Here is a 24,940-nt window from a genome sequence, read left to right as displayed (position 1 = left end):
AAATAGATTAACTATAAACTAAAAAGCAAAATGAGAACTACTGACGGCTAACCAGCAAATTCGCACCGGATAAGGCAAGAAACACAGAACATGCTTTATTAAAGCGCTTGGCCATTTGAGGTTTTGAAAACCAATTTCGTAGATATAAACCAAAGGCCGCATAGATAGAAATCGCGAGCATTTCTAATACAAGAAACGTGCTTCCTAAAACAAAGAATTGAGTATTTACGTTCGCTGAAACATCGACAAATTGAGGAAGGAATGCAGTAAAAATGAGTATCGCTTTTGGATTGCCGGCAGCGAGTGCAAACTCTTGTTTAACCAGACCAAACCAGTTCTTATTTCGCTCGATATCCGCGACCGGGCTGGCTTGTGAACGCCATAGGTTGAACGCGATCCACAACAGATACATCGCGCCAAATAACTTGATGAGAAAGAACAAGGTTTCAGAAGTATAAAGCACGACAGCCAAGCCAGATGCAGCCAAAGCAATCATGCCAGAAAAAGCGAGGACTCTTCCTAGGCCAGCGACAAAGGCGGCCTGAAATCCGTAACAACGGGCGTTGTTCATTGATAACAAATTGTTTGGACCCGGAGTCATGTTGAGCGCAAAACAAGCAGGGATAAACAGCAGCAACTTCCATATTTCCATTGGTATTTCCTAGTTTAAATATGCCAAGGTTGTCGTATCATTGAATGAAATATGACCTTTATAGCAGCTATTAAAACCAGTACCAATCCTACTACCGTATCCTTTCAACTAATTCTCAAAAATTTCTCGTACTCTGGTGTCGCTAAGTTTTCTGCAACCCCCATTTCACCCACTATGTAAATGGCACTCGCAAGGGTTTCGATGGTTTGGTTAGGCTCCCTATCGGGCACTTCACCAACAACAGGAACGGGCTGACGTGCAGATGTTGAATTGCAGACTACGCTTTCACAAACGATGTTGTGTTGTTCCTGCTGAGAAATTTCAGGCGGCTTGAAATCCGGTGAATTGAAGTCGGGAACAGTAATACCCTCACTTGAAAAATCAGAGGCGCTGTATGAGGCCGCTGAAAGCATTGAGAGGAGCATCATCCACTTATTCATATATCTTTCCATCGTTAGTATTCACTGAATTTATAAATACTATCTAATTCGAATCATTATGAACAGTGTTTTATTGTCACAGATAATTATAGTTCTAAGTGCCGATTAGCAAGCCCAGTGTTTGGGCCACATGAATTCAACTCACATGTGAATGCTTGCCTAACGTAAACTTATCAAGTAGCACCTGTGGAACTGGAATAACAGAGTATCGAATGAAGGCCACTAACGTCACTATCGCTACAAAACTACCTAAAACAAAATCATGAATATCAACCAGCACCAAGCCAATAACTCGATCACAAATGATGGCAAGTATGGCGATACTCAGCGCTGCCATCCATTTACGATGATCGTAAGGTAAGTACTCCATCTTTTGGCTCACGGTATAGAGCAGTAACAGTCTCACGGCGTAAGTTCCGCACAGCACCACCACAACTCCCCACACGCCATAAATCGGTGTCACAACAAAATAACCAATCGCAGCTAAGATCGCACACCCGCCTTGTATCCACATTTGCGATTGGCTTGAGTGACCGCTGAAACAGCCAAGGTTAAGGTAATCACCTGCATTCTTAATCACACCAATCGCCAAGAGTGCAACTACAATAGTACCTGCATACTGATAACTGCTTGGTAAAATCAAAGTAATAAAACCAGGTACAGTGAGGATCATCAAACACCCCAACACAATGGCCAGATTAACGCCGACTAGCGCTCTGTCCGCACACTCTTTCTTACCATTAGATTGTTGCAGCATAGCCACTCGGTTTGGAAACCACCACAGAGCATAAGGCTGTAGTAGCAAACCAAGAAGCAACGCAAACTTGCCACTGACTGCATAAATCGCAAGTTCTTCAACACCGACGAAACTTGCCATCACCCAGCGGTCTAACCCTGTAATCATGTAAATCGAAGCGCCACCAACTAACGTGGGCAATCCAAACTTTAGGATCTTAGTAGAGTATTTGAGGCTACCAAATGAGCCCATTTCTCGCCATTGATAACGCAGCAAACACAGCATCAACAACACACTCGAAACAGCGGCAGATATGAGTACACCATCGATGCCATAACCCGCTTCTAACAGTACAAACGTCATTGCAGCTTGCACACTCGCCTTCATTACATTGAGCATGCAAAAGCGCTTAGCCATCGCATTCATTCGCATCAGTGTTAGCGGGATAGAGATCGCTCCGTCGAGCATGACAGGGATAAGGAGAAGGAGAATTTGGTACGGCTGAAACTCTACGGGCAGCATGAATATTAATAACGGCATACTGAGCGCAATTAAAGCGCCCCCTAGCACACACACCAAAACACTTAACGTGAAACAGTTCGAGACCAGCTTTCGCTTTTCATCACCCTCGACGACACCCACATACCGGTACATTGCCTCAACAATCCCAAAGCTAAATAGGATCGTCCCGATGTCAGCCAACAAGACAATGGCTTCTAAAGAACCGTATTCAACCAACGTCATCTTATGGGTGATATAGGGGATCATCACGAGTGAGATCCCTTTCATCATCACAATGCCAATGGCGTAATAGGCAGACTGTTTTAGTGACCCCATAGCAGACACCTATTCCTTACAATGCAGGCATTAGGAAACTCTTACAGTCTCCAAGAAGATGTCGTAAGGTTCGTTTTTGCGGAGCCAAAACTAACGAGCGGATACTGTATGAGATAGCCAATCGGTTTTTTTGTAAGCCTCGATAATAGTCAGCGTAGCCTTCCAATATTCTCGCCTTTGCGATTTTGAAGCTGGAAGTGGGTAGATTCCATCGTTGACTGTCATTTTGGTAATGTTGAAGAATAGTCTCTATAGATTGCAAATTTCTCAATTTAAGACTTTCAGTTTGGGTTACTGAACTCGCTCTCATCAAGTAACCAACCTGCACCGAGTTCAACACACCGATCTGATGGTTTTCACTCATTCGAAGCCACAGTTCCCAATCTTCCCCATACTTGATGTCAGCATTGAAACTGTCTGTTTGAGAAAACACATCCGCTTTCACCATGACCGTTGATGTTCCAATCACGTTATTTTCGATGATGAACTCAAGCGGATTCTCGATATTAATGAACAACTCATCTTGGTCTTGAAACTGCGACCAGTAACTAAAGCAGTCGATAATCACTTGGTAATCTTCAGTAAGATGCTCGTAGTTAGTAAAGCTCATCGCAAGATCTGGGTATCGTTGATGAAATTCGAGTTGGCGCTCAATTTTTTCTGGAAACCAAAAGTCGTCAGCGTCTAAAAAAGCAATGTATTCGCCCGTCGCTTTCTCAATGCCTAGGTTCCTCGCTTGAGGGGCACCAACACCCAACGTAGATATGATTATAATGCGCTCGTCGTCTATCGAAGCGAGATACGTCGACGTTCCATCGTTGCTGTTATCGTCAATGACAATGAGTTCAACATCTTGATGTGTCTGCTTCAGTACGCTGCCAATTGCCTTCGGCAGGTAATCCAAACAATTATAGGTAGGAATAACAACACTTACTTTAGCCATAATGACGCCCTCAGATTTATACGTTATATGGCTGACGTTGCATGTTCTATGCCGAGAGTGCCTTGCTATGAAATCACCTCTAGATCAGCCACCTACGCGTCCATTCTCAAAATGACGACAAAACACAGATGTCCAAAAAAACTGCAACTCCAATTTGATTATCAATTTGAGAAAACGAGCTACTTCTTAAGGGGTAACCTTCGGAAAGCAATCGAAAAGCCCTCCAAAGCTACGATTTTATCTTGGTTCGTATCTTGCTTTACTGGTTATTACTTTGGCTTGATAGCTTTAGTCATATGGATTTGAGGAGTAAGGAATGAAGAAAGTAGCATTTGTTGCGCCAACTTACCCTGTACTCAGTGAGACCTTCATTCAAACAGAAGTCGACTCAGTGAAAGCGTGTGGGCACGATGTTTGTGTAATGACGTTCAAAATTGAAAACAGCGAAAAACAGTTCGACTACGACATTGTCGAAATAGGTAAAAATGTTCGAAAGGGTAAAGTCGCCAGCATTAACTGGATAGGTTTCATCAAGGCTGTCTCATTTATTTCTAAGCAAACCAGCATGCCCAAAAAGTCACTGTTCGCTTATGGGTTTAAATTAGCGCTGCAACTCGCGGAAAACGACGTCGAACACGTTCATGCGCATTTCTGTCAGCACACTACAGCGCACGCCATCGTCGCGGCAAAACTGCTGAATATCACCTGTTCGTTCGTTGCTCACGGTCATGATGTTTACGAGTTTGCTTATGATATTGAACATAAGATTTCATCGAGTGATTTTGTGGTTGCCGTGTGCAAAGACATGCTCACTGACTTCAATACCATGGCGAAAGGAAACATCAAGCTTCTGCACTGCGGAGTGAATACCCAACAGTTCCAACTCAACCCAAAAACCGAATCGAAGCAACTTCGCTTTGTTTTTCTAGGTCGATTAGTCGAGCAAAAAGGCATCCATCATCTTATAGATGCGTTGGCACCGATTGCCCAACCTCTCGACATTCATCTTGATATCGTCGGCACTGGCGATTTAGAACAACAATTAAAAACACAAGTTGAGCAACAAGGTTTAACTCGACACGTCAATTTTCTAGGAGCTAAGCCCCACGAATGGGTGAAAGTGAACCTAACGAATTACGATAGCTTGATCGCACCGTTCTGCTTCTCGGCAACGGGTTGTGTGGACACAGGCCCATTGGTACTTAAAGAAGCGATGGCCGTGGGAACTCCAGTGATTACCACCAATATCATGGGTTGTAAGGAGATCGCCACTCCAGAGACAGGCTTTGTGGTTAGCGAGAAAAACGTCGAGGAATTAAGAGAAGCGATTGAGCGTTTTGCGCAGTTGAGCTGCAATGACAAAACAGAGATGGGGATGAGAGCAAGAACAAGAGTGGAAGAGAGTTTTAATTCGTTGAAGCAAGCTCAACAACTGTCTCATTGGATAGAAAATCCAGCTTAGTCTTCGACTAAACAAGTCGAGTGAAATGAGGTGGGAGCATACAACAAAGCGTTACCTTAATATAAACAGTAACGCTTTGGTTAACTCACTTTCTAACTTTTAACTCTTCCTAGCCCGCTCGCAAAGCTAAGATTTCAGTGAGATCGTCAGTTTCAGTATATCTACTCAAATCTTGCTCTTTAGAAGCAATCGCCACAATAGACATTCGGTCGGCAAGCTCGTTACCTTCAATACCGACGTGGCCATTAACGTGGTAAATGGTGATTTTAGAAGCCAACTCTTGGTAAAGGGCATACGCTGGCTTAATGATATCGAGGTTTTTAATTTCGCCGCCCGACTTCGTCCAGCCTTTTTTCTCCCAACCTGTAGCCCACTTGGTAATGCAATCAATCGAGTACTTAGAATCGCAATAAATCGCGACAGATAAACCAGCTTTCAGCTTTTCCTTAGCCAGAATAAACGCTTGCTTCAAGCCGTGCAGCTCTGCTGTATTATTAGTTCCAACTTGCTGATACAAGCCATACCACAACTCGGTTAATTCGTTGTTCAAGTAAACAGCTAAGCCTGTTCCCGCTTCACCAGGGTTCGGCTCACAAGCGCCATCTGTGTATATCTTGATATCGAAAGGCATTTCAGAGATTTGCTGCTCAGAAATAGGTGGGACTTTCGCTTTCTTAGGCTTACCCGCAACACTTGGCTTGGTCGATGAAGATCCAGATGTTGAAGCAGAACTAGACGCAGAAGATGCTTTACCGCCGAAAGCAGACTCAGCTTCGACTAATGTTGGAAACGATTTATATCTCGCACCAGCGAAACCATCGACTTGCGATTTACACTCGTTCCAAGTGGTAAAAATACCCGGTGTACGACCTTTCCAAACCACATAATACTTCTTAGCCAAATTAACTCCTTACCAAACCTAAATACACGATACCCACACCTAAAATGATTCAGCTGTGAGGTAGTAATTATGCATGATTAAGTTTGAAACACATAAATCATTGCATGAAATACAGCGTGTGTTTCAAGAATATCTACGTTATCGACCAAGTATAGAGCGTTATTTCAAATCACAAACCTGACTGCTTCTGATCAGGAACCTCTATGGGCTTCAAGGTCTTGTTTTAGTTTGGTCGTTAACTTTTGAACTTTAGGTATCACTTGCTGCATTAACGACTGAGTCATGATCATTGACTCTGTCGTCACTGTTGGCATTTTTTTCAGAATGCTTTTTCCATGTTCTGTTTTGTAGAAATCAATCATCGCACCGAGCTCATCTTCAGTGAATTGATTACTGTAGATCGTTACAATTGTTGGTTCTAGCTTTTGCCAACTGACCTCTTCTTTCATCAACTCGTTCATGCTCTGATAGTAATCATCAAAGATAGCTCGTTCTGACTCCGAAACCTCTAGTTCTTTAGACATATTGGTCATCATGCTATCCATTTGAACATATACCGCGTCCAACGTGGAATCGACATCCATGATCTAAAGAAGCTCTTGTACTAATGCTTGCTTAGTATCTTGTGCAGCCGATAATTTCAGAGGTACGAGTAGAAATAAGATTACGAGAAATCTGTACATTGTTAGGTCCTTTTAGCTTTATAAATCAGGGGGAGATATCTGTTCGATCATCAACACAAACAACTCAAAATGTTGAATTTTCTGCAAATTTACCTCCTTTTTAATCCATAAGTAAAACGAATTAAACAACACGGAATCATATAAAATCAATTGCATTTAAATAGGAAGCATCATTCGGAAATATTTAGGGAGGTAAGGACAGATCGTCTCTGAATAAAGAAGCACAGATATTTATACTAAATAGAACCTAGGGGCACTCGTTTCAAGTAATGACTCATACACTTGAAACGAGGATAACTAATGCCGTGACACACCGTATCAATTGAGCTGCGTATTAATGAAAAAGGAAATCAACCGCGACAAGGTTGTAGAACAAGAACACCGCCATGCTGACACCGATCGTTAGCAGCACATTACCCGTTTTCCAAATCAAAAGCCCAGTCACTACCGCGCCGATCAAATAAGGGTTTTCTAGGCTTGGCCAAAAAGCTTGCTCTGGTGCGAACACAATCGGCCCCCAGATTGCCGTTAATACCGCAGGGCTCGAATAACGTAACAACCGTCTCGCAGTGCTGTTTAATCGAAGCGGGATGGCCGGTTCTAGAAACAAATATCGACTAAGGAAAACAATCGCGGTCATGAGGAATATCGATAGCCAGATCATGCCGAATCCCCCTCTTTGATGAGCTTATTGCCGTTTCTACGTTCCACAAATGACTCACTGATAAAGCCGGCTAACATACCCGAAATAGCAGCAATCATAAGGCCACCTTCAACATTGTTGACTGACAAGGCAACTGAGGCGATCAAAGACACCACAACACAGACCACTACTGGCCAGGTTCTGATTAATGGGAAAACTAAAGCAATAAAGGTCGCTGCCACAGCAAAATCGAGACCGATTTCGTTGAGTGACGGGATTTGACTTCCTGCGACAATGCCGACGAAACTCGCAATATTCCAAACAAGATAAAAACCACCGCCGACCCCTGCTGCATACCAGCGGTTAAACTCTTGCTGAGATTGGCCACTGCAAATCGCGAACAGTTCATCCGTTAGCCAAAAGCCAAGCAGTAAACGCCAACGAGCGGGAAGATGACTAATTTTGTCGCGCATCGACACGCTATAAAGAAAATGCCTTGAAGTAATAAAGAACGTGGTTAACAACATAGTCCCTAACCCAATGCCCGATTTGAGCATCCCCGCCGCCACTAATTGCGCTGAACCCGCAAACAAAATAGCAGACATAGCCTGAGCTTGAAGCTGATTCAGACCAGCATCTATTGCATACGAGCCAGCTAATATGCCCCACGGTATTACAGCAATACTCAAGGGCATCGCAGCCAAAACGCCTTTCCATAACTGCGTGCGTCTATTCATTGTGTTGTTATCCATATTTTCCTAGTTCTCTTTGCATTGGCTATTCAATGTAAGAGAGGGTTAACTTATTCGATTGTACAAACTTGCTCTATATCTAAGGTATAAAGCACAAATCTCAACGCATCTTTACGTACTGACCCGGCGTATAACCGTTGGCTTTCTTAAAGTGACGATGGAAGTGGCTTTGGTCGTGGAAACCACATTCTTGCGCCGTATCGGAAATCAAATGCCCCTGTTTGAGAAGCGTACGAGCCAACCTTAATCGAGACTGGATCTGATAAGCATGCGGAGGAAGACCAAATTCTTTTTGAAAGGAGCGCACCAAATGAAATGGACTCAAAGCAGCTAGCTTAGACAGCTCATCGAGTGACACATCCGCTTGTGGAAAGTCATCAAGAAACTCTTTTACCAGTATAAGTTGACGTTGGACTTTGCTATCCAGTTGAGGCGTTAGACTCGACTTCCCGTGTCTGCTGATTAACTTAACCAACATCCCATACATCAAGGTTTCTCTGAGCAGGCGATTATCTGATTCTTCAATCGTATTGAAAACCAACCTCAGTTGGTTGGCGAGCTCTGGATCTTCAACAACGGCTCTTGGGAAATAAGGGGCACCATAGTTAGGTAAGTTCAACTCTTGAGTGATCTTGGCGAGTTGCTCAGGAAGTGGGTACATTGCACGATATGCCCAACCACCTTCAGTGGCAGAATGTCCGCTGTGTACCTCATCTGCATTGACCAGAATGATGGCATCTTGGGGGGCTATATGATGGCCGCCGGTTCGATAAAAACGCTGAGCACCCTGCTCTATCACACCGAACGTATAACCTTCGTGACTATGACGTGAGAAATTCTGCTTTTCGTATTCAGCATTGAGGATCTCAAGACCACCGAGTTCTTCCGTGACCTTATAATCGGCTTTCTCTTTAGAGCCCTTCTTGTTCTCCATAACCATCCTCAAACCTGCTAATCACCGAGCGATTCATCAGTCTAATCTATCGGCTCTTTCAGCTTTTGTACAAAATTGCGCATTCACCAATTAAATTAAAGAGCATTTTAACATTTGGTGCATTTTTAATTCACCGCCTCCGGCATAACAACATGAGTATCAGAGATAACATATAGCGTTAGCCGTGCCAGAAGAACTGGTACCAAGATCCCGCTAATCCGTCGTTTGGCAAAATACTGACAAATAGCATTATCGTACATGCTCATAATTACGTATCAGTCATCGTTCGTGAACCTAAGATCCATGAAAATAGTTCTAGCTACCTTGTTTCTGTTAAGCCTAACCGGATGCACTCACAATCAATCGAAAGCACTAAGCATGAACTCGTCATCGGTTAATTCATACCCACAATCGATGTCGAACCTGCAACTGTGCGACACCTTGTATTACGGTAGACCAAGTAACCAAACACTGGCTGCAATTGGCAGTGAATTTAATCGAAGAGGATTATCAAAGAGTTGGTGTGATACCGAAACCAACAAGCTTTATCTAACAAAGACGATTGATTGGGTAGCTGAACAAGTCGAAGACAAAGAAGATTCAGAGGAAGAAGCGTCGGCAGTGGTGTTGCCAGCGAATTAAGAAAGATGAAACGTTCTTGAACAAGAAAAAGGCAAACTGCAGATAGCAAAAAGCCGCTCTAGGAGCCAACACCTATCATTTAAGGTGTTTAGATAGCACAGTGTAGCGAGTCTTACTAAAACGAACGGTCCTATCTTTGGGCCGTTTTTGTTTTTCGGGCAAAATATAACGTTTCACTCGCTCTCTCATTGCTCGCAGCTTTTTGGGAACCGAACCTGGGGAGGCGATAGCACACCACATTAGCTCATCTTGAATATCTCGAAGTGCCATCGTAAAGCTTATCCTAAGTGGCGAGACTTCAGCCTCTTTTGCTATTCGGCTAATCTCCAGACGGATTAAGTTATACGCGATAAGGATACCCCATATCTCTTGCTCTACACCCTCTACAGATTGACTGCGGAGCAGGATTTCATCTCCAAGCATGTCATGCTTAATCTCGCCATAGCTATTCTCGATTTCCCACCTTTCGAAGTACACATCTAATAATGATTTTAAACTGTATTTTCTATCTGTTAGAGAAGTTAGCAGCCCTTGTATATGATTGGGTTGCTGTTCAACGTCATCGGGATATAGAGTTAGCCTAGCTTTCCACGTTTCAGGGAGACTCGGGGCTTGTTTTCTAGCCTGGGGAGAGACTTTCATCTCCACAATCAGATCTCGCCCATCATCATCGAGCTGCTCGATGATTTCATATTTCACATTTGACTTTATTGGCGTCATCCAGTGGCTTGTTCCATGCTCTTGTTGCCAGTTAAGCATTAGTTCTGCGCTCAAGTAGCAACGGTCAAAAATGGTCAATGAATTCGGAACTGCTGATGAAATTAAATCTTTTGCATAGCTGATTTCACCTTTAGAACTATCCCCAAAAGCCACATCATGAATAAGGCGACTCCGTAGTGATGTGAGTGCGCACATTCGAACGATTGGGTACTCAGTGTGCCTGTCTTTTCGGTAGTAAACATATTGATAATGCTCAGCTAAGCTTGGGTTATCGTGAGTTCTAAACTGTGTGCCATCGATTGAAAATAGGCTCAAACCATTCCATTTATCACCCGCATCTTCCGACTGTGTCCAGTGCTTTGCTGTGATTGAGAATAATGACTTTAAAGGCTTAGCGGTGAGGCGTTTTCTTGCCTGAGGAATTGCACTAGGTGCAATCGTTTCACCCAATGAATTAGACAATTTGAGGTCGAGCTTATCGAGTACATCGGTAATCGGTCTATCTCGATATAGACCAATACCAACGACTAACCATACAACGAGTTCTGCGGGTAGCTTTCTACGGCGCATACTCGCTTTATTCGTTTCAGATAAAGCTTGGTTTATCCAATCTAGCGGAAGGTCTTTTTGGAACAAAGAAAGAGATTCTGGATTAGCAAAATCGTCAACATCGATTAACCAGTGTGACAGCATAAAAAAATACCCTTAAACAAAAGTGCTTAAGGGTATTGTTAACCATCTGTAGGATCGTTCAACTGATCAGGAAAATGCTTAAATGATCAGTGTTAGCTCTAGGAGCGGCTTTTTTAAGTGATGCTTGCAACAACATATATTGCAGGCTTCATTAAGGGGTGGGAACCCAGCCACATCCCGGCACACAAGTCACTCGCTGCGGCTGCTCCCTTCCAGGCCTGACCGAGTTCACGAGCTATTGTTGCGGGAGGACCAGGCCCCCATAGATTCGTTTTCTAAGAGGCTTGCCTCAAAGAGTGATTGGATTATTAAGCATCACAGCAACCATTGCAAGCCCTTCCACCCTATTTTTGAACAATTGCGGTCTAAGTGCTTATCCTTTATTCAAACCACTAGAAAATCGCAGGTAAATTCACCATTTACCTGCATTTGGAAGGTTTGAATTCTTGTAGTACTAGATATCGATGTCTTCGTTATCTTCTGTGCGAATGATGTAATCTGTCATCCATGCAGTACCTAATAGGCATAACCACACAACAAAGACTGGGCTTGGTACTTCAATGCTTGGGGTTATCACCAAAGCCGCAAAACCAACCGTTGGCAGTGTCCAACATAATAGTTTATTCCAGCGGAACGTTTTCAAGCGCGTCAGCGTTTCCATTGATGCCATGATGCCCGTTATACACAAGGCCACCAAAGCAGCATAAGGTAAGTCAGCTATCCATAATGGGAGTATTAAGCCTAATGACCACCAGCTGTGTCGGCTGGCTGGCTTAAGATGATTGGCCGCCCACCAAATCATAATGATTGATAAGGTTTGAAGTGTAGTAACCCACGGGACGCCTTCAAGCTTGCCTGCTGATTGCGTGACCATGATTCCGACCTGCAATGTAGTCACGATCAAGCCAGAAATAATCACGACCGACAAACTACTGCGTCTTGAGAAGACCACCATCAATAGCGGAAATAGTACCCACGCACTAACAGACAGCGTGATGGGTTGTAGGGGCAGCGTTAAGCCGTAAGTCGTCATGGAAACAAGCAAAGCTAATCCTGCTATCCCCCCCTGCGGCAGAATCCATAATGCAGGAATGACCATAGCAAGCACTGGGATGTCCCCTTCACTTAAACTGATTGCTCTAGCGCAAACAACGGCTAATAATGTTGTAATTAGAAATTGAAATGTCGAAAAAACCATAGCTCTCTCCTTCTACCGATCCGTGGTATTTATGAACTAGGAACATTTAGTATGGACCAATTTTTGAGCCAAATCTTTGCTGTGATTCACCAAATTCCATATGGGAAAGTAACAACTTATGGAGACATAGCACGTTTTTCAGGATTTCCGGGCTATGCGCGCCATGTTGGTAAAGCGCTGGGTAACCTGCCAGAAGGCAGCAAATTGCCTTGGTATCGAGTGATAAACAGCAAAGGAGAGATCTCTTTAAAGGGCGATTCATTCGACCGACAAAAGCGGCATTTGGTTAAAGAAGGGGTTGAAGTGAGTGATGCCGGAAAGATCAAACTAAGAATATACAAATGGCAGCCCTAGAGCTGCCATTAATCACCTAGTTAGCTAGTAGACGAATTAGCTAATCAACTAACCAACTAGCCAAAATGCCTTAATATTGGCATCCATTTCTAATTAACGAACACCAACCAAGCGCAGATCTGCCTGTTGCGTGTTTTCTACGTCTGTAATCACTGACTTAATCGTGTCAGTTGTGAAACGCAGTTTGCCATCGACATGAATCGATGCACGCATGTTGTAACGGTGGTTAGCTTTAATCTTGTTGTTGTCGTAGCTCAGTTCGAATGCGAACGGTACTTGCTTACCATCAGTGGTGAACTCTTGAGTTGCGATAACCGTCGATGGTGCGTCAGCCAGTGAGATATCTTCTAGCGTAACGGTAACTACTGCATTCTCTGGCAATGCAATTCTTTCACGGTAGCTAACTGTTCCTGAAATCACTTGAGTGTTCTCTGCAACCACTTCTTGAGAAGCATTCGTTTCTGATGTTGCTTGGCAGCCAACAAGTAGGCCAAACGATACTAAAGACGTAATAAGAATTAGAGCCTTTTTCATATTCAATTTCTCTCAACATGTTTGCCGGACTCGGCAAATCTACCCACCAATTATAAGAGAGCTTTCATATTCTGTCTTGAAACCCTATGATTTATTGACAGATATCTGACTAATCTTAATGATTAACACCATAATCTGACATCCATTTTACGAAGGGGAATGCTGGCGATGAGTCAACCTTTACAAGAATTACTAAGTTTACTTCAGCTAGAGAAACTGGAAGAAGGTTTATTCCGTGGGCAAAGTGAGAACCTGGGCCTGCCACAAGTTTACGGCGGTCAGGTATTGGGACAAGCGCTTTCTGCTGCTCGTTATACTGTTCAAGATGACCGCAGTGTTCACTCGTTCCACAGTTATTTTCTGTTTCCCGGCGATCCTGAAAAGCCAATTATTTACGATGTTGAGAACCTAAGAGATGGGCGCAGCTTCAGCACACGCCGTGTTAAAGCGATTCAAAATGGCCGCCCTATTTTCTATCTCACAGCTTCTTACCATGGTGACGCTCCAGGTTTTGAACACCAAAATGAAATGCCAAACATCCCTGGGCCAGAGAACTTTGCCTCTGAAACTGAGCTAGCGAGCCACATTGCGGAATTTCTACCAGAGAAGCTACGTAAGACTTTCTGTGGCGAAAAGCCGATTGAGATGCGCCCAGTAACGGTTGTTAACCCGCTAAAGCCTAAAAAGACAGAAGCAAAGCAGTACCTTTGGGTGAGAGCGAATGGTGCGCTGCCAGATAACCAGCTTATTCACCAATATCTGCTTGCTTACGCATCGGATTGGGGGTTCTTGGTGACAGCGCTTCATCCTCATGAAGTGTCTATCATGACGCCAAACTTCCAAGTCGCGACGATTGACCATTCAATCTGGTTCCACCGCCCGTTCAAAATGGATGAGTGGTTACTTTATGCGATTGAAAGCCCGACGGCGGCAAACACTCGCGGTCTAGTTCGCGGCGAAATCTTTAATCAGAAAGGTGAATTAGTAGCAACTGCCGTTCAAGAAGGTGTGATGCGTTTTACTAAATAACGAATAAACGCTTTTTACAAACCAAAACAGGCACAAGCAAACAAAAAAGAGAGGCTAGATTCAATACCTAGCCTCTCTTTTTAAATCTAACGTTAAATCATTACTTCGAATCCATAAGCTCTACTCAGCTTCTAGCGTAGGCTCGAATTCACCTTGCACTCGTGTTTTGATGCCATCGCCAGCGTCTCTAAGTAAATTAAATGGCGATAATACTACGCCTTTCACCGCCCCTTCTGCGGCTCCCTGAGCGAGCTCTTTACTCTTATCAGCTAACAAATTAGCTTGTGCCAAAATACCTGGAACTTCCGCTCGTAGCATTTCAGATTCAGTGACGATGACAGGAATAGTCTGTTCACGGTAAGACTTACTTTCCGCAAGCATAGGTGGCATTACGTCGACGCGATATCGTTTTAACTCAGTTAATGTCGGTGGAATAACATCAGTTCTTACCTGCTCAACTTCCGTTCGAACATTTTTGACTTCATCTAAGATCGCAGGAATTTTATTATCGACCGACACTACGGTTTGATTCACGTCATCGATCGTCTTTCTCACTTCTTCGACAGTATCTAAAACTCGAGGGGCTAGCTCGTCAACATGAGCTGCAAATTCTAGCCACTCTTCAACTTTAAGACCTTTAGTCAATACTGATAGATCTTCGATAACTTGCGGGTAAGTATCAACGATTTCACCGACTTTATTGGTAAACGAGTAGATGGTGTAACCCAAGTAAAAAATGGCGACCGCCAATACCAGCTGGATCGCGGTAGATACTTTTGCAAACATGAATAATCCTTTTCTTTTATCGTAGAGGCGAGAACTAAACTGAGAAGATATCTAAACTGAGACGATAGTTAATGTATTACTAGGCGTAGCTTAAAGCGGCAGTGCTGTCGTGTACTTCAATGGTTCCATCGCAAACGTAGAGGTCACATTAGAAATACCATCAATACTATTCACCAAGCGCTTATAGAAATCATCAAAGCACTTCATATCTTTAACCTGAACCTTCATCATATAATCATATTCGCCAGCCATGCGATAGAACTCCATCACTTCTGGAAATTCCGACACAGTATTCACAAAACGACCATACCACTCATGAGAATGATCACTGGTTTTCACTAATACGAACGCGGTAAAGGAAAGATCCAGTTTTTCCGGGTTCAGCAGTGCGACTCTTTTCTCAATAATACCGTTCTCTTCGAGGCGCTTAAGCCTTTTCCAACAAGGCGTTGTAGTGAGATTGACCGCTTCAGAAATATCGTTCAATGACAGGGTGCTGTCTTCTTGCAGTAACCCTAATATTTTTTTATCTACGGCATCTATCACACTTTCACCAAATCGCATTTAAAGAGAATAATTTTCTACAATTTAAGCAAAACAAAGCAAATATGGCAAAGTTTTTCTCTCCGATTATGGATAAATTAGAACCATACCAATTACAAAGAATTCCTACACTCGATCAGGAGAACGCTTATGTGCACTGACCATCAATGGATTAACAACGCGATTCGTAAAATTGAAGCGGACTACCAACGCTCAGCGGATACGCACCTTATCAAGCTCGATCTACCAAGTATCGAAGGCATTGATGTTTACCTTAAAGATGAAAGCACACACCCTACAGGCTCTTTAAAGCACCGTTTAGCGCGTTCTCTGTTCTTATACGCTATCTGTAACGGTTGGGTTGGCCCAGAAACAACAATTATTGAATCTTCATCGGGCAGTACTGCGGTATCTGAAGCGTACTTTGCTCGCCTACTTGGCCTGCCGTTTATTGCGGTAATGCCAAAATGCACAGCTAAGAAGAAGATTGAGCAGATAGAATTCTACGGCGGCCAAGCGCATCTTGTTGACCGCTCAGATGAAATTTACGATGAGTCTCGCCGTTTAGCAGAAGAATTGAATGGTCACTACATGGATCAATTTACTTACGCTGAGCGCGCAACCGACTGGCGTGGTAACAACAACATCGCGAACTCGATTTTCAATCAAATGCAGATGGAAGATCACCCAGTTCCAGCTTGGGTAGTAATGAGCCCAGGTACTGGCGGTACTTCAGCGACGATTGGCCGTTTCATTCGCTACCAACAGCATGAAACCAAGCTTTGTGTTGTCGACCCTGAAAACTCTGTATTCCACGAATACTTCCAAACCGGCAATGCGAACGTGAAAGGCAGTACATTCAGCAAGATTGAAGGCATTGGTCGCCCACGAGCAGAACCAAGCTTCATTCCTGGTGTGGTTGACGAAATGCGTAAAATTCCAGATGCAGCAAGTATCGCAACGACACATTGGTTATCTGACATTCTTGGTCGCAAGGTCGGCGCATCAACCGGTACTAACATGTACGGTGTGCTTCAGCTAGCCAGTGAAATGAAAGCGCGTGGCGAAACAGGCTCTATCGTGACTTTGCTATGTGACAGCGGTGAGCGTTACCTAGACACTTACTTCAATGACGAGTGGGTAAACCTGAATATCGGTGACCTACAACCTTATGCGGCGAAGCTAGAAGCTTTCTCGCAAACGGGTGAACTGGCTTAACCACAGAACAAACAGCGACGCAAAAATAAAAAGAGCCCTGATGGGCTCTTTTTTGGTTTGTTCTATTCATCAATTTCTAGCGAGAACAAATTATTCTGGCTTCTGCTTCGCTTCAAACGCCGCTAGTTGCTCAGGTGTCGCTTTTGGTTGGTGGTTTTGTTTCCACTCATCGTAAGTCATGCCATATACGCGCTCACGAGCGTCATCGATATCCAAGCCTAGGCCTTGTTGCTCAGCTTCCGCTTTATACCACTTGCTGAAACAGTTACGGCAGAAGCCCGCCAAGATCATAAGGTCGATGTTCTGCACATCCTTATTATTGTCTAAGTGTGCTAGCAGACGACGAAAGGTTGCTGCATCTAGCTTATCTTGTTCTTCTTGAGAAAGATCTTTGTATTTAAATTCAGCCACTTTACTTTCCTTTATTCGATTTATTGTATTAATTCGTTGAGCTCTGTTTGTTATACAAAAAAAGCCTGCAATTCGCTAGGAGCAAACGCAGGCTTTTCAATATTGTTACACTATTCCATGTTCATTAACCGTGCGTATTCATTAACCGTGACTGCTTCTACCCACGTTGTCATGGCTCAGCTCTTTATTTAGAACGGCTTCCACATGGCCTGGTGAACGCGTCGTACCCGAAACCAGTCGATACATCGCAGGGATAACGAACAGAGTAACTAAGGTCGCAAAGCCCATACCGAAGAAGATAACCGTACCCACAGCCACTCGGCTTTCATAGCCTGCGCCCGTTGAAGTAATCAATGGGATTGCACCAGCTAGCGTCGTGAATGCTGTCATCATAATTGGACGTAAGCGTCGAGCCGACGCATCAATGATCGCCTTTTCAAACTCGATACCACGGTCACGAAGTTGGTTAGCAAACTCAACGATCAAGATACCGTTTTTGGTTACCATACCGATCAACATGATCATACCAATCTGGCTGTATACGTTGAGGCCTTGACTCATCAGCACCAAGCCTAAGAAGCCACCAAAGATACCCATAGGTACGGTGAACATCACCACCAGTGGGTTAATGAAGCTTTCAAACTGCGCGGCCAGTACCAAGTACGCGACCAGCATCGCTAGCGCAAATACCACTAAGATACTTGATTGGTTCTCTTTGAAGTCTTTTGACTCGCCAGAGTAGCTCACTGAAATATCACCCGGTAGCTGTTCAATCGCTTGTTCATCAAGGAAATCGAGCGCGTCACCCAGCGTGTAACCTTCCATTAGGTTCGCCTTGATGGTCACCGATTTCTGCTTGTTATAGTGCGATAAACGAATCGATGAAGCCACTTCTTCAATGTGCGTCAACGTATCGAGTGTAACCAACTCACCAGACTGAGTTCGCATGTAGATTTGGCTTAGATCGTTGGCGTTGTTAAAGCTGTTTTCATCACCACGCAGATACACGTCGTACTCTTCACCACGATCAACGAAGGTCGTTTCACTGCGGCCGCCAAGCATGATTTCTAGCGTATCTGAAATATCTGAAACGCTAACACCTAGCTCTGCTGCACGCTGCTTATCTACGGTTACCAATAGCTCTGGTGTTTTCTCAGAGTAATCGATGTCCGCGCCTTCCATCATTGGAGAATCTTCAGCCGCTTGCTTTAAGATCTCTGCCCACTTCTGAAGTTCAGAGTAATCAGAACCGCCAAGTACGAATTGAACAGGCTCACTTGAACCACCTTTGAAGCCCGGCATGAACGGGAATACACGCACATCTGGAATGCCATTCAACGATTTACGAACTTCGTTCAACGCTTCTTGTGCTGTAACGTCACGCTCATCCCAATCTTCTAGGATCATGATGACGAAGCCCGTTTGGTCGCCCGCATTACCACCGAACGCTGGTGATTGAATACTGAATGACTTCAAGAAGCCTTGACCAAGCAATGGCATTAGACGCTCTTCAACGATGTCCATGTTGGCAGACATACGGTTGTAACTGGTTGCATCGGCACCACGAACAAACGCAAAGATAACACCACGGTCTTCTTGTGGCGTCAGTTGCGACGGCACTTGTTGCATCAAGCCATAGCTACCGCCCATACACGCGATAATGATGATTGGAGCAGCCCAACGCCAGTTTAGAGCACGGCGCAATACCGCGCGGTATCCAGACTCAAGTTTGCCAAATACGCGCTCGACAAACAGGTTGAAACGGTTTGGTTTAACGTTCGCTTTTAGGATTTTACTGCCTAACACTGGCGTTAACGTTAATGCGACTAGCGACGAGAAGATCACCGACATCGCGAGCAATACAGAAAACTCGGTAAACAACAAGCCAACCATACCGTCCATGAACGAGATTGGTAGGAATACCATTACCAATACAAGCGTTGTCGCGATTACCGCAAAGCCAACTTCACGAGTACCTTTATAGGCAGCAAGCAGTGGTGACTCACCACGTTCAATGTGGTGGAAAATGTTCTCTACCACCACGATCGCATCATCGACCACCAAACCAATCGACAAGATAAGTGCCATCAGGGTAATCAGGTTGATAGAGAAACCGAAGTAGTACGCGGCAATAAACGACGAGATCAGAGATACAGGTACGGTTACCGCAGGAATAAGTGTTGCACGTGCTTGACCAATAAAGATATAAAGCACAAGGATAACCAAGCCACCCGTGATAAAGAGCGTGCTGTAAACCTCTGAGATCGAACGGTCGATAAACACAGTTGAGTCATAGTCGACCGCCAAACGGGTCCCATCTGGCAAGAACTTTTGAATTGCTTCGACTTCTTTATGGACTAAGTCAGCCACCTCAAGTGGGTTTGCATCTGACTGAGGCACAATACCCATACTTACGTTAACAACGCCGTCACTCTTAAAGGTCGAGTTCTCGTTTTCTGCGCCAATGTAAACATCCGCTACGTCTTTTAAGTAGATAGGTGTGTTATCAGAGGCACGTTTAACGACTAGGTATTCGAAATCTTCCGCTTCAGTGTAAGAACGAGCGGTACGAACCGACATCACAATCGCATCGTTACGTACTTCACCACCTGGGCTTTCAATGTTCTCATTGTTCAGTGCAGAAGTGATGTCCGAGGTCGTCACGCCACGACCCGCCATCTGCGCAGGTTTCAGCTTCACGTACATTACTTTGTACAAGCCACCTGAGATATCCACCGAGCTCACGCCCGAGATCAAACTAAAGCGGTCAATCAACACACGTTCGGTGTAGTCGGTTAACTGCGTTCGGTCCATCTCTGTCGAGCTTAAGTTGATGTAGACCGAAGCTTCACCACTACCATTGTTCTTGTAAACAATTGGGTCGTCGGCTTCATCGGGCAATGAACGCTGCGCACGAGCTACAGCATCACGAACATCACTCACACCGGTGTTGAGGTCGTAACCAAGCTCAAAAGTAATCGTGATACGCGACATACCGTTACGTGTTGTGGATTCGATCTCATCGATACCACTGATGCCGGATAACTGGTCTTCAAGATTGGAGGTTATTTGGCTTTCAATGATGGTGGCAGACGCACCCTCATAACGAGTACTGATCGATACCACCGGGCTTTCAATATCTGGCATCTCACGAACTGCGAGCTTATTGAAAGAAACAATACCAAACACAACCAATAGTAGGCTCAATACGACGGCCGCTACTGGTCTCTTTACAGAAACATCAGATAACAACATTAATTAGCGCCTTCTTGTGCTTTTTTATCGCTTGCTGCATCAGCCGGGCGATTAACGGTAAGCTCTTGAACCAAGACGCCGTCACGCATGTTCACGATACCTTGCACCACGATCTTCTGACCAATTTCGATGCCTTTGTCGATCACGACTTCGTTATCAATACGAGCCCCAAGGAAAACTTCTGTGCGAGTTGCTTTATTATCTTCGTCGATAACATAAACGAAACGCTTCGTACCTGAATACTCAAGCGCTTGAACTGGAATGATTGGCGCTTCAACTGGTGGGAAGTCCATATCCGCTGCCACTAACATGCCTGGCTTTAGATAATCATTATTGTTGTCGAAGTGGATTCGAACTCGAAGGTTCAAGGTTTCAGCGTTAATACGAGAATCAATGCCTACTACAGTACCAGAGAACTGAGTGTCGCCCCATGCGCTAGTGCGAGCCGTTACTTTCATACCTTTAGACAGTTTAGAAAGGTAGCGCTCCGGGATCTGCAGATCTAATTGCATTACCGATAGGTCATCTAAGGTCACGAGTTCAGTACCTGCTGTTACCATTTTACCGCGGCTAAAGTCGATAAAACCAACAGTGCCCGAGAATGGCGCGCTGATGTGAAGATCTTTAAGATTGGCATTTGCAGCAGCTAAACGAGCGTTGGCGATCTCTACGTTCGTTTTCTGAGCGTCAATTTCTGTTTGCGTGATCGCGTTACGTTTCACTAGGCGTTGAAATTCCGCCAGCTTACGTTTCTCGTCTTTTAAATACGCTTGCGCTTCTGCAACTGCTGCTTTTGCTTTGTCGTCATCTAATTGAACCAACATCTGCCCTTTGGTGACATCTTGATTGGCTTTAATGTTGATAGAATCAACTCTGCCAGCCACTTCAGAAGTGATCATTACCGATTGCTCGGCTTCTAACTTACCGACCAACGAAAGAGATTGGCTAACTTGGTGAATATCAACCTGCTCAGTAACAACAGTGACAGAGCTAGGGCCCATACGCTTTGCAAGTACGGCTGGAGACGCCATAAGAATAGACAAGCTAAGCAGGGTTAAAACAGATTTATGCTTCATAATAATGGTCTGCAAGTAAGATTTATTATCTATAAATGAAATTAACCGTATTCTATCAACTAATGAATACTGTAACGTCAAGAAGTGTAAATCTAGATTAAATTCCATTTACGTTTCTCGGTGAATGACACAAACCCAACACAATACAGAAAGCGAGTTACCTCAAGGTGTTACCTATTAATACGTAAACCTTAGTACAGATGTTCACTTCCCGAGCAATATGCGTACTTTTCGCCATCTTTGCCCAAAAAGGCAGCATTTAACACAAAACCATAAGAAAAACCCTTTACAGGTTTAGCGTGTTTGCTATGATGCGCTCCGCACTTGAGAGATGCGTTGGGAAAAACATCTCTTTAGCCTATCCATTATGAGTTAGGAAAAAACACCCTGGAGGGGTTCCCGAGTGGCCAAAGGGAGCAGACTGTAAATCTGCCGGCTCCGCCTTCGATGGTTCGAATCCGTCTCCCTCCACCATATTTCTTCTTACCTCTTTTAAGAGTTAAGAGAACAACCTGATTGATGGGCTTATGGGAAAACATCAATTTAGGCTTACTTTGTGAAAAGTAAGACACACCCTGGAGGGGTTCCCGAGTGGCCAAAGGGAGCAGACTGTAAATCTGCCGGCACTGCCTTCGATGGTTCGAATCCGTCTCCCTCCACCATATTTCTTCTTACTTCTTTCGAGAGTTAAGAGAACAACCTGATTGATGGGCTTATGGGAAAACATCAATTTAGGCTTACTTTGTGAAAAGTAAGACACACCCTGGAGGGGTTCCCGAGTGGCCAAAGGGAGCAGACTGTAAATCTGCCGGCACTGCCTTCGATGGTTCGAATCCGTCTCCCTCCACCATATTCTTCTTACCTCTTTTAAGAGTTAAGAGAACAACCTAGTTGATGGGCTTATGGGAAAACATCAATTTAGGCTTACTTTGTGAAAAGTAAGACACACCCTGGAGGGGTTCCCGAGTGGCCAAAGGGAGCAGACTGTAAATCTGCCGGCACTGCCTTCGATGGTTCGAATCCGTCTCCCTCCACCATATTCTTCTTACCTCTTTTAAGAGTTAAGAGAACAACCTGATTGATGGGCTTATGGGAAAACATCAATTTAGGCTTACTTTGTGAAAAGTAAGACACACCCTGGAGGGGTTCCCGAGTGGCCAAAGGGAGCAGACTGTAAATCTGCCGGCACTGCCTTCGATGGTTCGAATCCGTCTCCCTCCACCATATTCTTCTTACCTCTTTTAAGAGTTAAGAGAACAACCTGATTGATGGGCTTATGGGAAAACATCAATTTAGGCTTACTTTGTGAAGAGTAAGACACACCCTGGAGGGGTTCCCGAGTGGCCAAAGGGAGCAGACTGTAAATCTGCCGGCACTGCCTTCGATGGTTCGAATCCGTCTCCCTCCACCATATTCTTCTTACCTCTTTTGAGAGTTAAGAGAACAACCTGATTGATGGGCTTATGGGAAAACATCAATTTAGGCTTACTTTGTGAAAAGTAAGACACACCCTGGAGGGGTTCCCGAGTGGCCAAAGGGAGCAGACTGTAAATCTGCCGGCACTGCCTTCGATGGTTCGAATCCGTCTCCCTCCACCATATTCTTCTTACCTCTTTTGAGAGTTAAGAGAACAACCTGATTGATGGGCTTATGGGAAAACATCAATTTAGGCTTACTTTGTGAAAAGTAAGACACACCCTGGAGGGGTTCCCGAGTGGCCAAAGGGAGCAGACTGTAAATCTGCCGGCACTGCCTTCGATGGTTCGAATCCGTCTCCCTCCACCATATTCTCCTTAATTGGAAAATCGAAAAGCCAACTCATTGAGTTGGCTTTTTTCGTTTCTGAGCTTTATCTCTTGCTAAACGTATCTTCTAAAACAACCCTCAACTTCCTAAACACTAACCCGCTACTACAAATAACTAATCGAGCTAAATCATTCAAACATCAGTGGTCCCATACTTCAGCATGACGCTCACAAACCAGATAAGCAGCGCAGCCTAAACAATTGGTCGATACATGTTCTTCGCATTCATTCGCCATTCTCTGTTTCTGCTGCAAAGTAATCTCAGGCTCCAATACGGGTTCAAAAAACTTTGTCATTACTCCTCACATCCAAATAGAATCAATTGGTTAGCTCTAGGCTAATCCAACCTTTGAGCAACATACATCTCTTAATATTTGTCGTGATGACACACTTCCGCTACTCATGTTCTTTATTGATTCCGCACGTTTCGTCATGTTGACATTGTTCCTTGAATCTAAACCCCTTCCCCCCCACCCAAAAAAGCTCAAAACCAATTTCCATGCAGCGACTTATCGATACATATCATTAAAGGCAAAAAAGCCCCTGCTGATTTCTCAGCAGGGGCTTTCTATTATTTGGTGTTATTCCGAATAACTACATCCTATTGATGTTGAGTTAAATCCTGGAGTTAACCTTGAATACCAACAATTAACCAAGGTGCATTGTTAGTTGTTAGGTCACGCTCTAAGTGCCAGATATCAGTGATATCTTCTTCAACGCCATCCGCTGTGTCACGGTAACGACCGCTAAACTGAAGGCTTAGCTGTGCTTTGCTACCATCGTGGTCTGCGCGAACGATTTCAGCATCAACGTACATTACGTCAGTGTGCTGATCACCGTCTAGCTTATTACGCTCAGCTTTTAGGTCTTCAAATAGGCTTGGAGATACGTATTCTTCAATTGTGTTTAGTTCGTTGTGATTCCATGCACCTTGCAGTGTACGGTAGTGCTCACGAGAACCATTGATGAATGCCGCTTGATCAAAGCCCGGTGGGTAGTTATGTGGGACATCGCTTTGTGCACCAAAACCGAAACCACCAGCACCATTTTGTGAGTGAGGTTGTGATTGAGGCTGTGCTTGCTCGAAGTTATGAACATTTGGCTGTTGCTTAGACTGTTCAAACTTATTCTGACCCATGCCGCCGAATGCCGGCTGTTGGCCACGTGCATTCTGCTGATTCATAGAGCCCTGCTTCGCGCCTAACATTCCACGTAGGAACTTAAACGCTAGGAACGCAATCAGACCCATGATCAGAATATCCATAAACTGGATACCTTCAAATGCGCCACCAAAGAATGCAGCTAAAAGACCACCAGCAAGTAAACCACCTAGCAAACCGCCCATAAGGCCTTTTTTGCTTGAGTTAGCTGCTGTGTTCTTACCCGTTTGATCTTGTCGGATCGAATTCGTGTTTTGTTGTTTTGGTGCTGGAGCCGTTTTAAAGCTTTTGCCAAATGACTTACCACCACCAAACTTTTTCGCTTCCGCGATTGGCGTCACCGCGACTGTTACCAACAGGATCGCGACTAGTGAGAAAAATCGTTTCATTATTATCCTTTATAATAGGGTTCTTTATCTTTCGACACCTTAATCATACTCGTTAACAAAGAACAATGAAATATTCACCGTGCTTACACATGTATCATAATATTGCAGCTATTAATTGATTACTAAACTAGCGAAGGGATTGAC

Annotated in this window: 23 protein-coding genes, 8 tRNA genes, 1 other RNA gene and 1 pseudogene; 13 read left to right on the top strand and 20 right to left on the bottom strand. The window is 44.3% G+C overall.

Annotated elements, in window-relative coordinates; all coding sequences use genetic code 11:
* Nucleotides 1-37: 37 nt before the first annotated feature.
* The 4 genes from AC3CH3_RS04885 to AC3CH3_RS04870 all read right to left on the bottom strand — a co-directional run bounded on the left by AC3CH3_RS04885 (nt 38) and on the right by AC3CH3_RS04870 (nt 3,608).
* Entirely contained in the window at nt 38-652 is a 615-nt protein-coding gene (locus tag AC3CH3_RS04885) for a LysE family translocator (RefSeq protein WP_488537847.1), read from the bottom strand.
* Between the two features lie 104 nt (nt 653-756).
* A complete protein-coding gene (locus tag AC3CH3_RS04880) occupies nt 757-1,092 on the bottom strand; it encodes a hypothetical protein (RefSeq protein ID WP_488537846.1) in 336 nt (111 codons plus the stop codon).
* 136 nt (nt 1,093-1,228) lie between these two features.
* On the bottom strand, nt 1,229-2,665 hold the full coding sequence (locus tag AC3CH3_RS04875; protein ID WP_488537845.1) for a lipopolysaccharide biosynthesis protein: 1,437 nt from the start codon (nt 2,663-2,665) through the stop codon (nt 1,229-1,231).
* A 16-nt stretch (nt 2,666-2,681) separates the two neighbouring features.
* On the bottom strand, nt 2,682-3,608 hold the full coding sequence (locus tag AC3CH3_RS04870) for a glycosyltransferase family 2 protein (RefSeq protein WP_019825989.1): 927 nt from the start codon (nt 3,606-3,608) through the stop codon (nt 2,682-2,684).
* A 316-nt stretch (nt 3,609-3,924) separates the two neighbouring features.
* Here AC3CH3_RS04870 and AC3CH3_RS04865 point away from each other — a divergent pair, with 316 nt between their 5' ends.
* Entirely contained in the window at nt 3,925-5,070 is a 1,146-nt protein-coding gene (locus AC3CH3_RS04865; protein WP_488537844.1) for a glycosyltransferase, read from the top strand.
* Nucleotides 5,071-5,179: 109 nt separating this feature from the next.
* On the opposite strand, the gene AC3CH3_RS04860 is transcribed toward AC3CH3_RS04865, so the two are convergent.
* From AC3CH3_RS04860 to AC3CH3_RS04840, 5 genes and pseudogenes are all read right to left on the bottom strand, one after another.
* The gene (locus tag AC3CH3_RS04860) at nt 5,180-5,971 is read right to left on the bottom strand and encodes a ribonuclease H1 domain-containing protein (RefSeq protein WP_488537843.1); all 792 of its coding nucleotides are present in this window, start codon (nt 5,969-5,971) and stop codon (nt 5,180-5,182) included.
* 191 nt (nt 5,972-6,162) lie between these two features.
* Nucleotides 6,163-6,654: pseudogene (locus AC3CH3_RS04855) on the bottom strand (DUF2059 domain-containing protein).
* Between the two features lie 334 nt (nt 6,655-6,988).
* Nucleotides 6,989-7,318, bottom strand: coding sequence for an AzlD domain-containing protein (locus AC3CH3_RS04850; RefSeq protein WP_017084573.1), 330 nt, complete (start codon nt 7,316-7,318; stop codon nt 6,989-6,991).
* Nucleotides 7,315-8,049, bottom strand: coding sequence for an AzlC family ABC transporter permease (locus AC3CH3_RS04845; protein ID WP_488537842.1), 735 nt, complete (start codon nt 8,047-8,049; stop codon nt 7,315-7,317). The genes AC3CH3_RS04850 and AC3CH3_RS04845 overlap by 4 nt, the downstream gene beginning before the upstream one ends.
* A 100-nt stretch (nt 8,050-8,149) precedes the next feature.
* Nucleotides 8,150-8,983: an AraC family transcriptional regulator gene (locus AC3CH3_RS04840; protein WP_488537841.1), complete on the bottom strand. Its 834-nt coding sequence runs from the start codon at nt 8,981-8,983 to the stop codon at nt 8,150-8,152.
* Nucleotides 8,984-9,286: 303 nt separating this feature from the next.
* Between AC3CH3_RS04840 and AC3CH3_RS04835 the strand changes: the two genes are divergently transcribed.
* Nucleotides 9,287-9,625, top strand: coding sequence for a hypothetical protein (locus AC3CH3_RS04835; RefSeq protein WP_488537840.1), 339 nt, complete (start codon nt 9,287-9,289; stop codon nt 9,623-9,625).
* Between the two features lie 75 nt (nt 9,626-9,700).
* On the opposite strand, the gene AC3CH3_RS04830 is transcribed toward AC3CH3_RS04835, so the two are convergent.
* The 3 genes from AC3CH3_RS04830 to AC3CH3_RS04820 form a co-directional block, all read right to left on the bottom strand.
* Nucleotides 9,701-11,038, bottom strand: a complete 1,338-nt coding sequence (locus AC3CH3_RS04830) for an IS4 family transposase (RefSeq protein WP_488537130.1) — start codon at nt 11,036-11,038, stop codon at nt 9,701-9,703.
* A 161-nt stretch (nt 11,039-11,199) separates the two neighbouring features.
* Nucleotides 11,200-11,296, bottom strand: an RNA gene (gene ffs / locus AC3CH3_RS04825) — signal recognition particle sRNA small type.
* 196 nt (nt 11,297-11,492) lie between these two features.
* Entirely contained in the window at nt 11,493-12,236 is a 744-nt protein-coding gene (locus tag AC3CH3_RS04820) for a VP0952 family biofilm-associated protein (RefSeq protein ID WP_488537839.1), read from the bottom strand.
* A gap of 51 nt (nt 12,237-12,287) precedes the next feature.
* Here AC3CH3_RS04820 and AC3CH3_RS04815 point away from each other — a divergent pair, with 51 nt between their 5' ends.
* The gene (locus AC3CH3_RS04815) at nt 12,288-12,590 is read left to right on the top strand and encodes an MGMT family protein (RefSeq protein WP_048664234.1); all 303 of its coding nucleotides are present in this window, start codon (nt 12,288-12,290) and stop codon (nt 12,588-12,590) included.
* A gap of 93 nt (nt 12,591-12,683) precedes the next feature.
* On the opposite strand, the gene AC3CH3_RS04810 is transcribed toward AC3CH3_RS04815, so the two are convergent.
* A complete protein-coding gene (locus AC3CH3_RS04810; protein ID WP_048664235.1) occupies nt 12,684-13,124 on the bottom strand; it encodes a YbaY family lipoprotein in 441 nt (146 codons plus the stop codon).
* 168 nt (nt 13,125-13,292) lie between these two features.
* Here AC3CH3_RS04810 and tesB point away from each other — a divergent pair, with 168 nt between their 5' ends.
* Nucleotides 13,293-14,153, top strand: coding sequence for an acyl-CoA thioesterase II (gene tesB, locus AC3CH3_RS04805; protein ID WP_029405291.1), 861 nt, complete (start codon nt 13,293-13,295; stop codon nt 14,151-14,153).
* Between the two features lie 120 nt (nt 14,154-14,273).
* On the opposite strand, the gene AC3CH3_RS04800 is transcribed toward tesB, so the two are convergent.
* On the bottom strand, nt 14,274-14,939 hold the full coding sequence (locus tag AC3CH3_RS04800; protein ID WP_019820401.1) for a hypothetical protein: 666 nt from the start codon (nt 14,937-14,939) through the stop codon (nt 14,274-14,276).
* A gap of 90 nt (nt 14,940-15,029) precedes the next feature.
* Nucleotides 15,030-15,503: an Lrp/AsnC family transcriptional regulator gene (locus AC3CH3_RS04795; protein ID WP_017062025.1), complete on the bottom strand. Its 474-nt coding sequence runs from the start codon at nt 15,501-15,503 to the stop codon at nt 15,030-15,032.
* A 129-nt stretch (nt 15,504-15,632) separates the two neighbouring features.
* On the opposite strand from AC3CH3_RS04795, the gene AC3CH3_RS04790 reads away from it, so the two are divergent.
* Nucleotides 15,633-16,700, top strand: coding sequence for a PLP-dependent cysteine synthase family protein (locus tag AC3CH3_RS04790; RefSeq protein ID WP_019820402.1), 1,068 nt, complete (start codon nt 15,633-15,635; stop codon nt 16,698-16,700).
* Between the two features lie 90 nt (nt 16,701-16,790).
* Here AC3CH3_RS04790 and AC3CH3_RS04785 read toward each other — a convergent pair whose 3' ends face one another.
* The 3 genes from AC3CH3_RS04785 to AC3CH3_RS04775 all read right to left on the bottom strand — a co-directional run bounded on the left by AC3CH3_RS04785 (nt 16,791) and on the right by AC3CH3_RS04775 (nt 21,442).
* Nucleotides 16,791-17,111: a DUF1244 domain-containing protein gene (locus AC3CH3_RS04785; protein WP_019820403.1), complete on the bottom strand. Its 321-nt coding sequence runs from the start codon at nt 17,109-17,111 to the stop codon at nt 16,791-16,793.
* Between the two features lie 141 nt (nt 17,112-17,252).
* A complete protein-coding gene (vexH, locus tag AC3CH3_RS04780; RefSeq protein WP_488537838.1) occupies nt 17,253-20,366 on the bottom strand; it encodes a vibriobactin export RND transporter permease subunit VexH in 3,114 nt (1,037 codons plus the stop codon).
* Nucleotides 20,366-21,442, bottom strand: a complete 1,077-nt coding sequence (locus tag AC3CH3_RS04775; RefSeq protein WP_139137168.1) for an efflux RND transporter periplasmic adaptor subunit — start codon at nt 21,440-21,442, stop codon at nt 20,366-20,368. The genes vexH and AC3CH3_RS04775 overlap by 1 nt, the downstream gene beginning before the upstream one ends.
* A 389-nt stretch (nt 21,443-21,831) precedes the next feature.
* Here AC3CH3_RS04775 and AC3CH3_RS04770 point away from each other — a divergent pair.
* From AC3CH3_RS04770 to AC3CH3_RS04735, 8 genes are all read left to right on the top strand, one after another.
* A tRNA-Tyr gene (locus tag AC3CH3_RS04770) sits at nt 21,832-21,916 on the top strand.
* Nucleotides 21,917-22,019: 103 nt separating this feature from the next.
* A tRNA-Tyr gene (locus AC3CH3_RS04765) sits at nt 22,020-22,104 on the top strand.
* A 103-nt stretch (nt 22,105-22,207) separates the two neighbouring features.
* A tRNA-Tyr gene (locus AC3CH3_RS04760) sits at nt 22,208-22,292 on the top strand.
* A 102-nt stretch (nt 22,293-22,394) separates the two neighbouring features.
* Nucleotides 22,395-22,479 (top strand) — tRNA-Tyr (locus tag AC3CH3_RS04755).
* Between the two features lie 102 nt (nt 22,480-22,581).
* Nucleotides 22,582-22,666 (top strand) — tRNA-Tyr (locus tag AC3CH3_RS04750).
* Between the two features lie 102 nt (nt 22,667-22,768).
* Nucleotides 22,769-22,853, top strand: a tRNA-Tyr gene (locus AC3CH3_RS04745).
* Between the two features lie 102 nt (nt 22,854-22,955).
* Nucleotides 22,956-23,040, top strand: a tRNA-Tyr gene (locus AC3CH3_RS04740).
* 102 nt (nt 23,041-23,142) lie between these two features.
* Nucleotides 23,143-23,227: transfer RNA gene (locus tag AC3CH3_RS04735), tRNA-Tyr, on the top strand.
* A gap of 160 nt (nt 23,228-23,387) precedes the next feature.
* Here AC3CH3_RS04735 and AC3CH3_RS04730 read toward each other — a convergent pair.
* Both AC3CH3_RS04730 and AC3CH3_RS04725 read right to left on the bottom strand, forming a co-directional pair.
* The gene (locus tag AC3CH3_RS04730) at nt 23,388-23,543 is read right to left on the bottom strand and encodes a hypothetical protein (protein ID WP_162926809.1); all 156 of its coding nucleotides are present in this window, start codon (nt 23,541-23,543) and stop codon (nt 23,388-23,390) included.
* Nucleotides 23,544-23,875: 332 nt separating this feature from the next.
* A complete protein-coding gene (locus tag AC3CH3_RS04725) occupies nt 23,876-24,796 on the bottom strand; it encodes a Tim44 domain-containing protein (RefSeq protein WP_488537837.1) in 921 nt (306 codons plus the stop codon).
* Nucleotides 24,797-24,940: the final 144 nt, after the last annotated feature.

Source organism: Vibrio sp. QJM3NY_35 (assembly GCF_057785915.1).
Note: the sequence above shows the minus strand (reverse complement) of the source record. Positions and strands in the feature narration are given on the sequence as shown.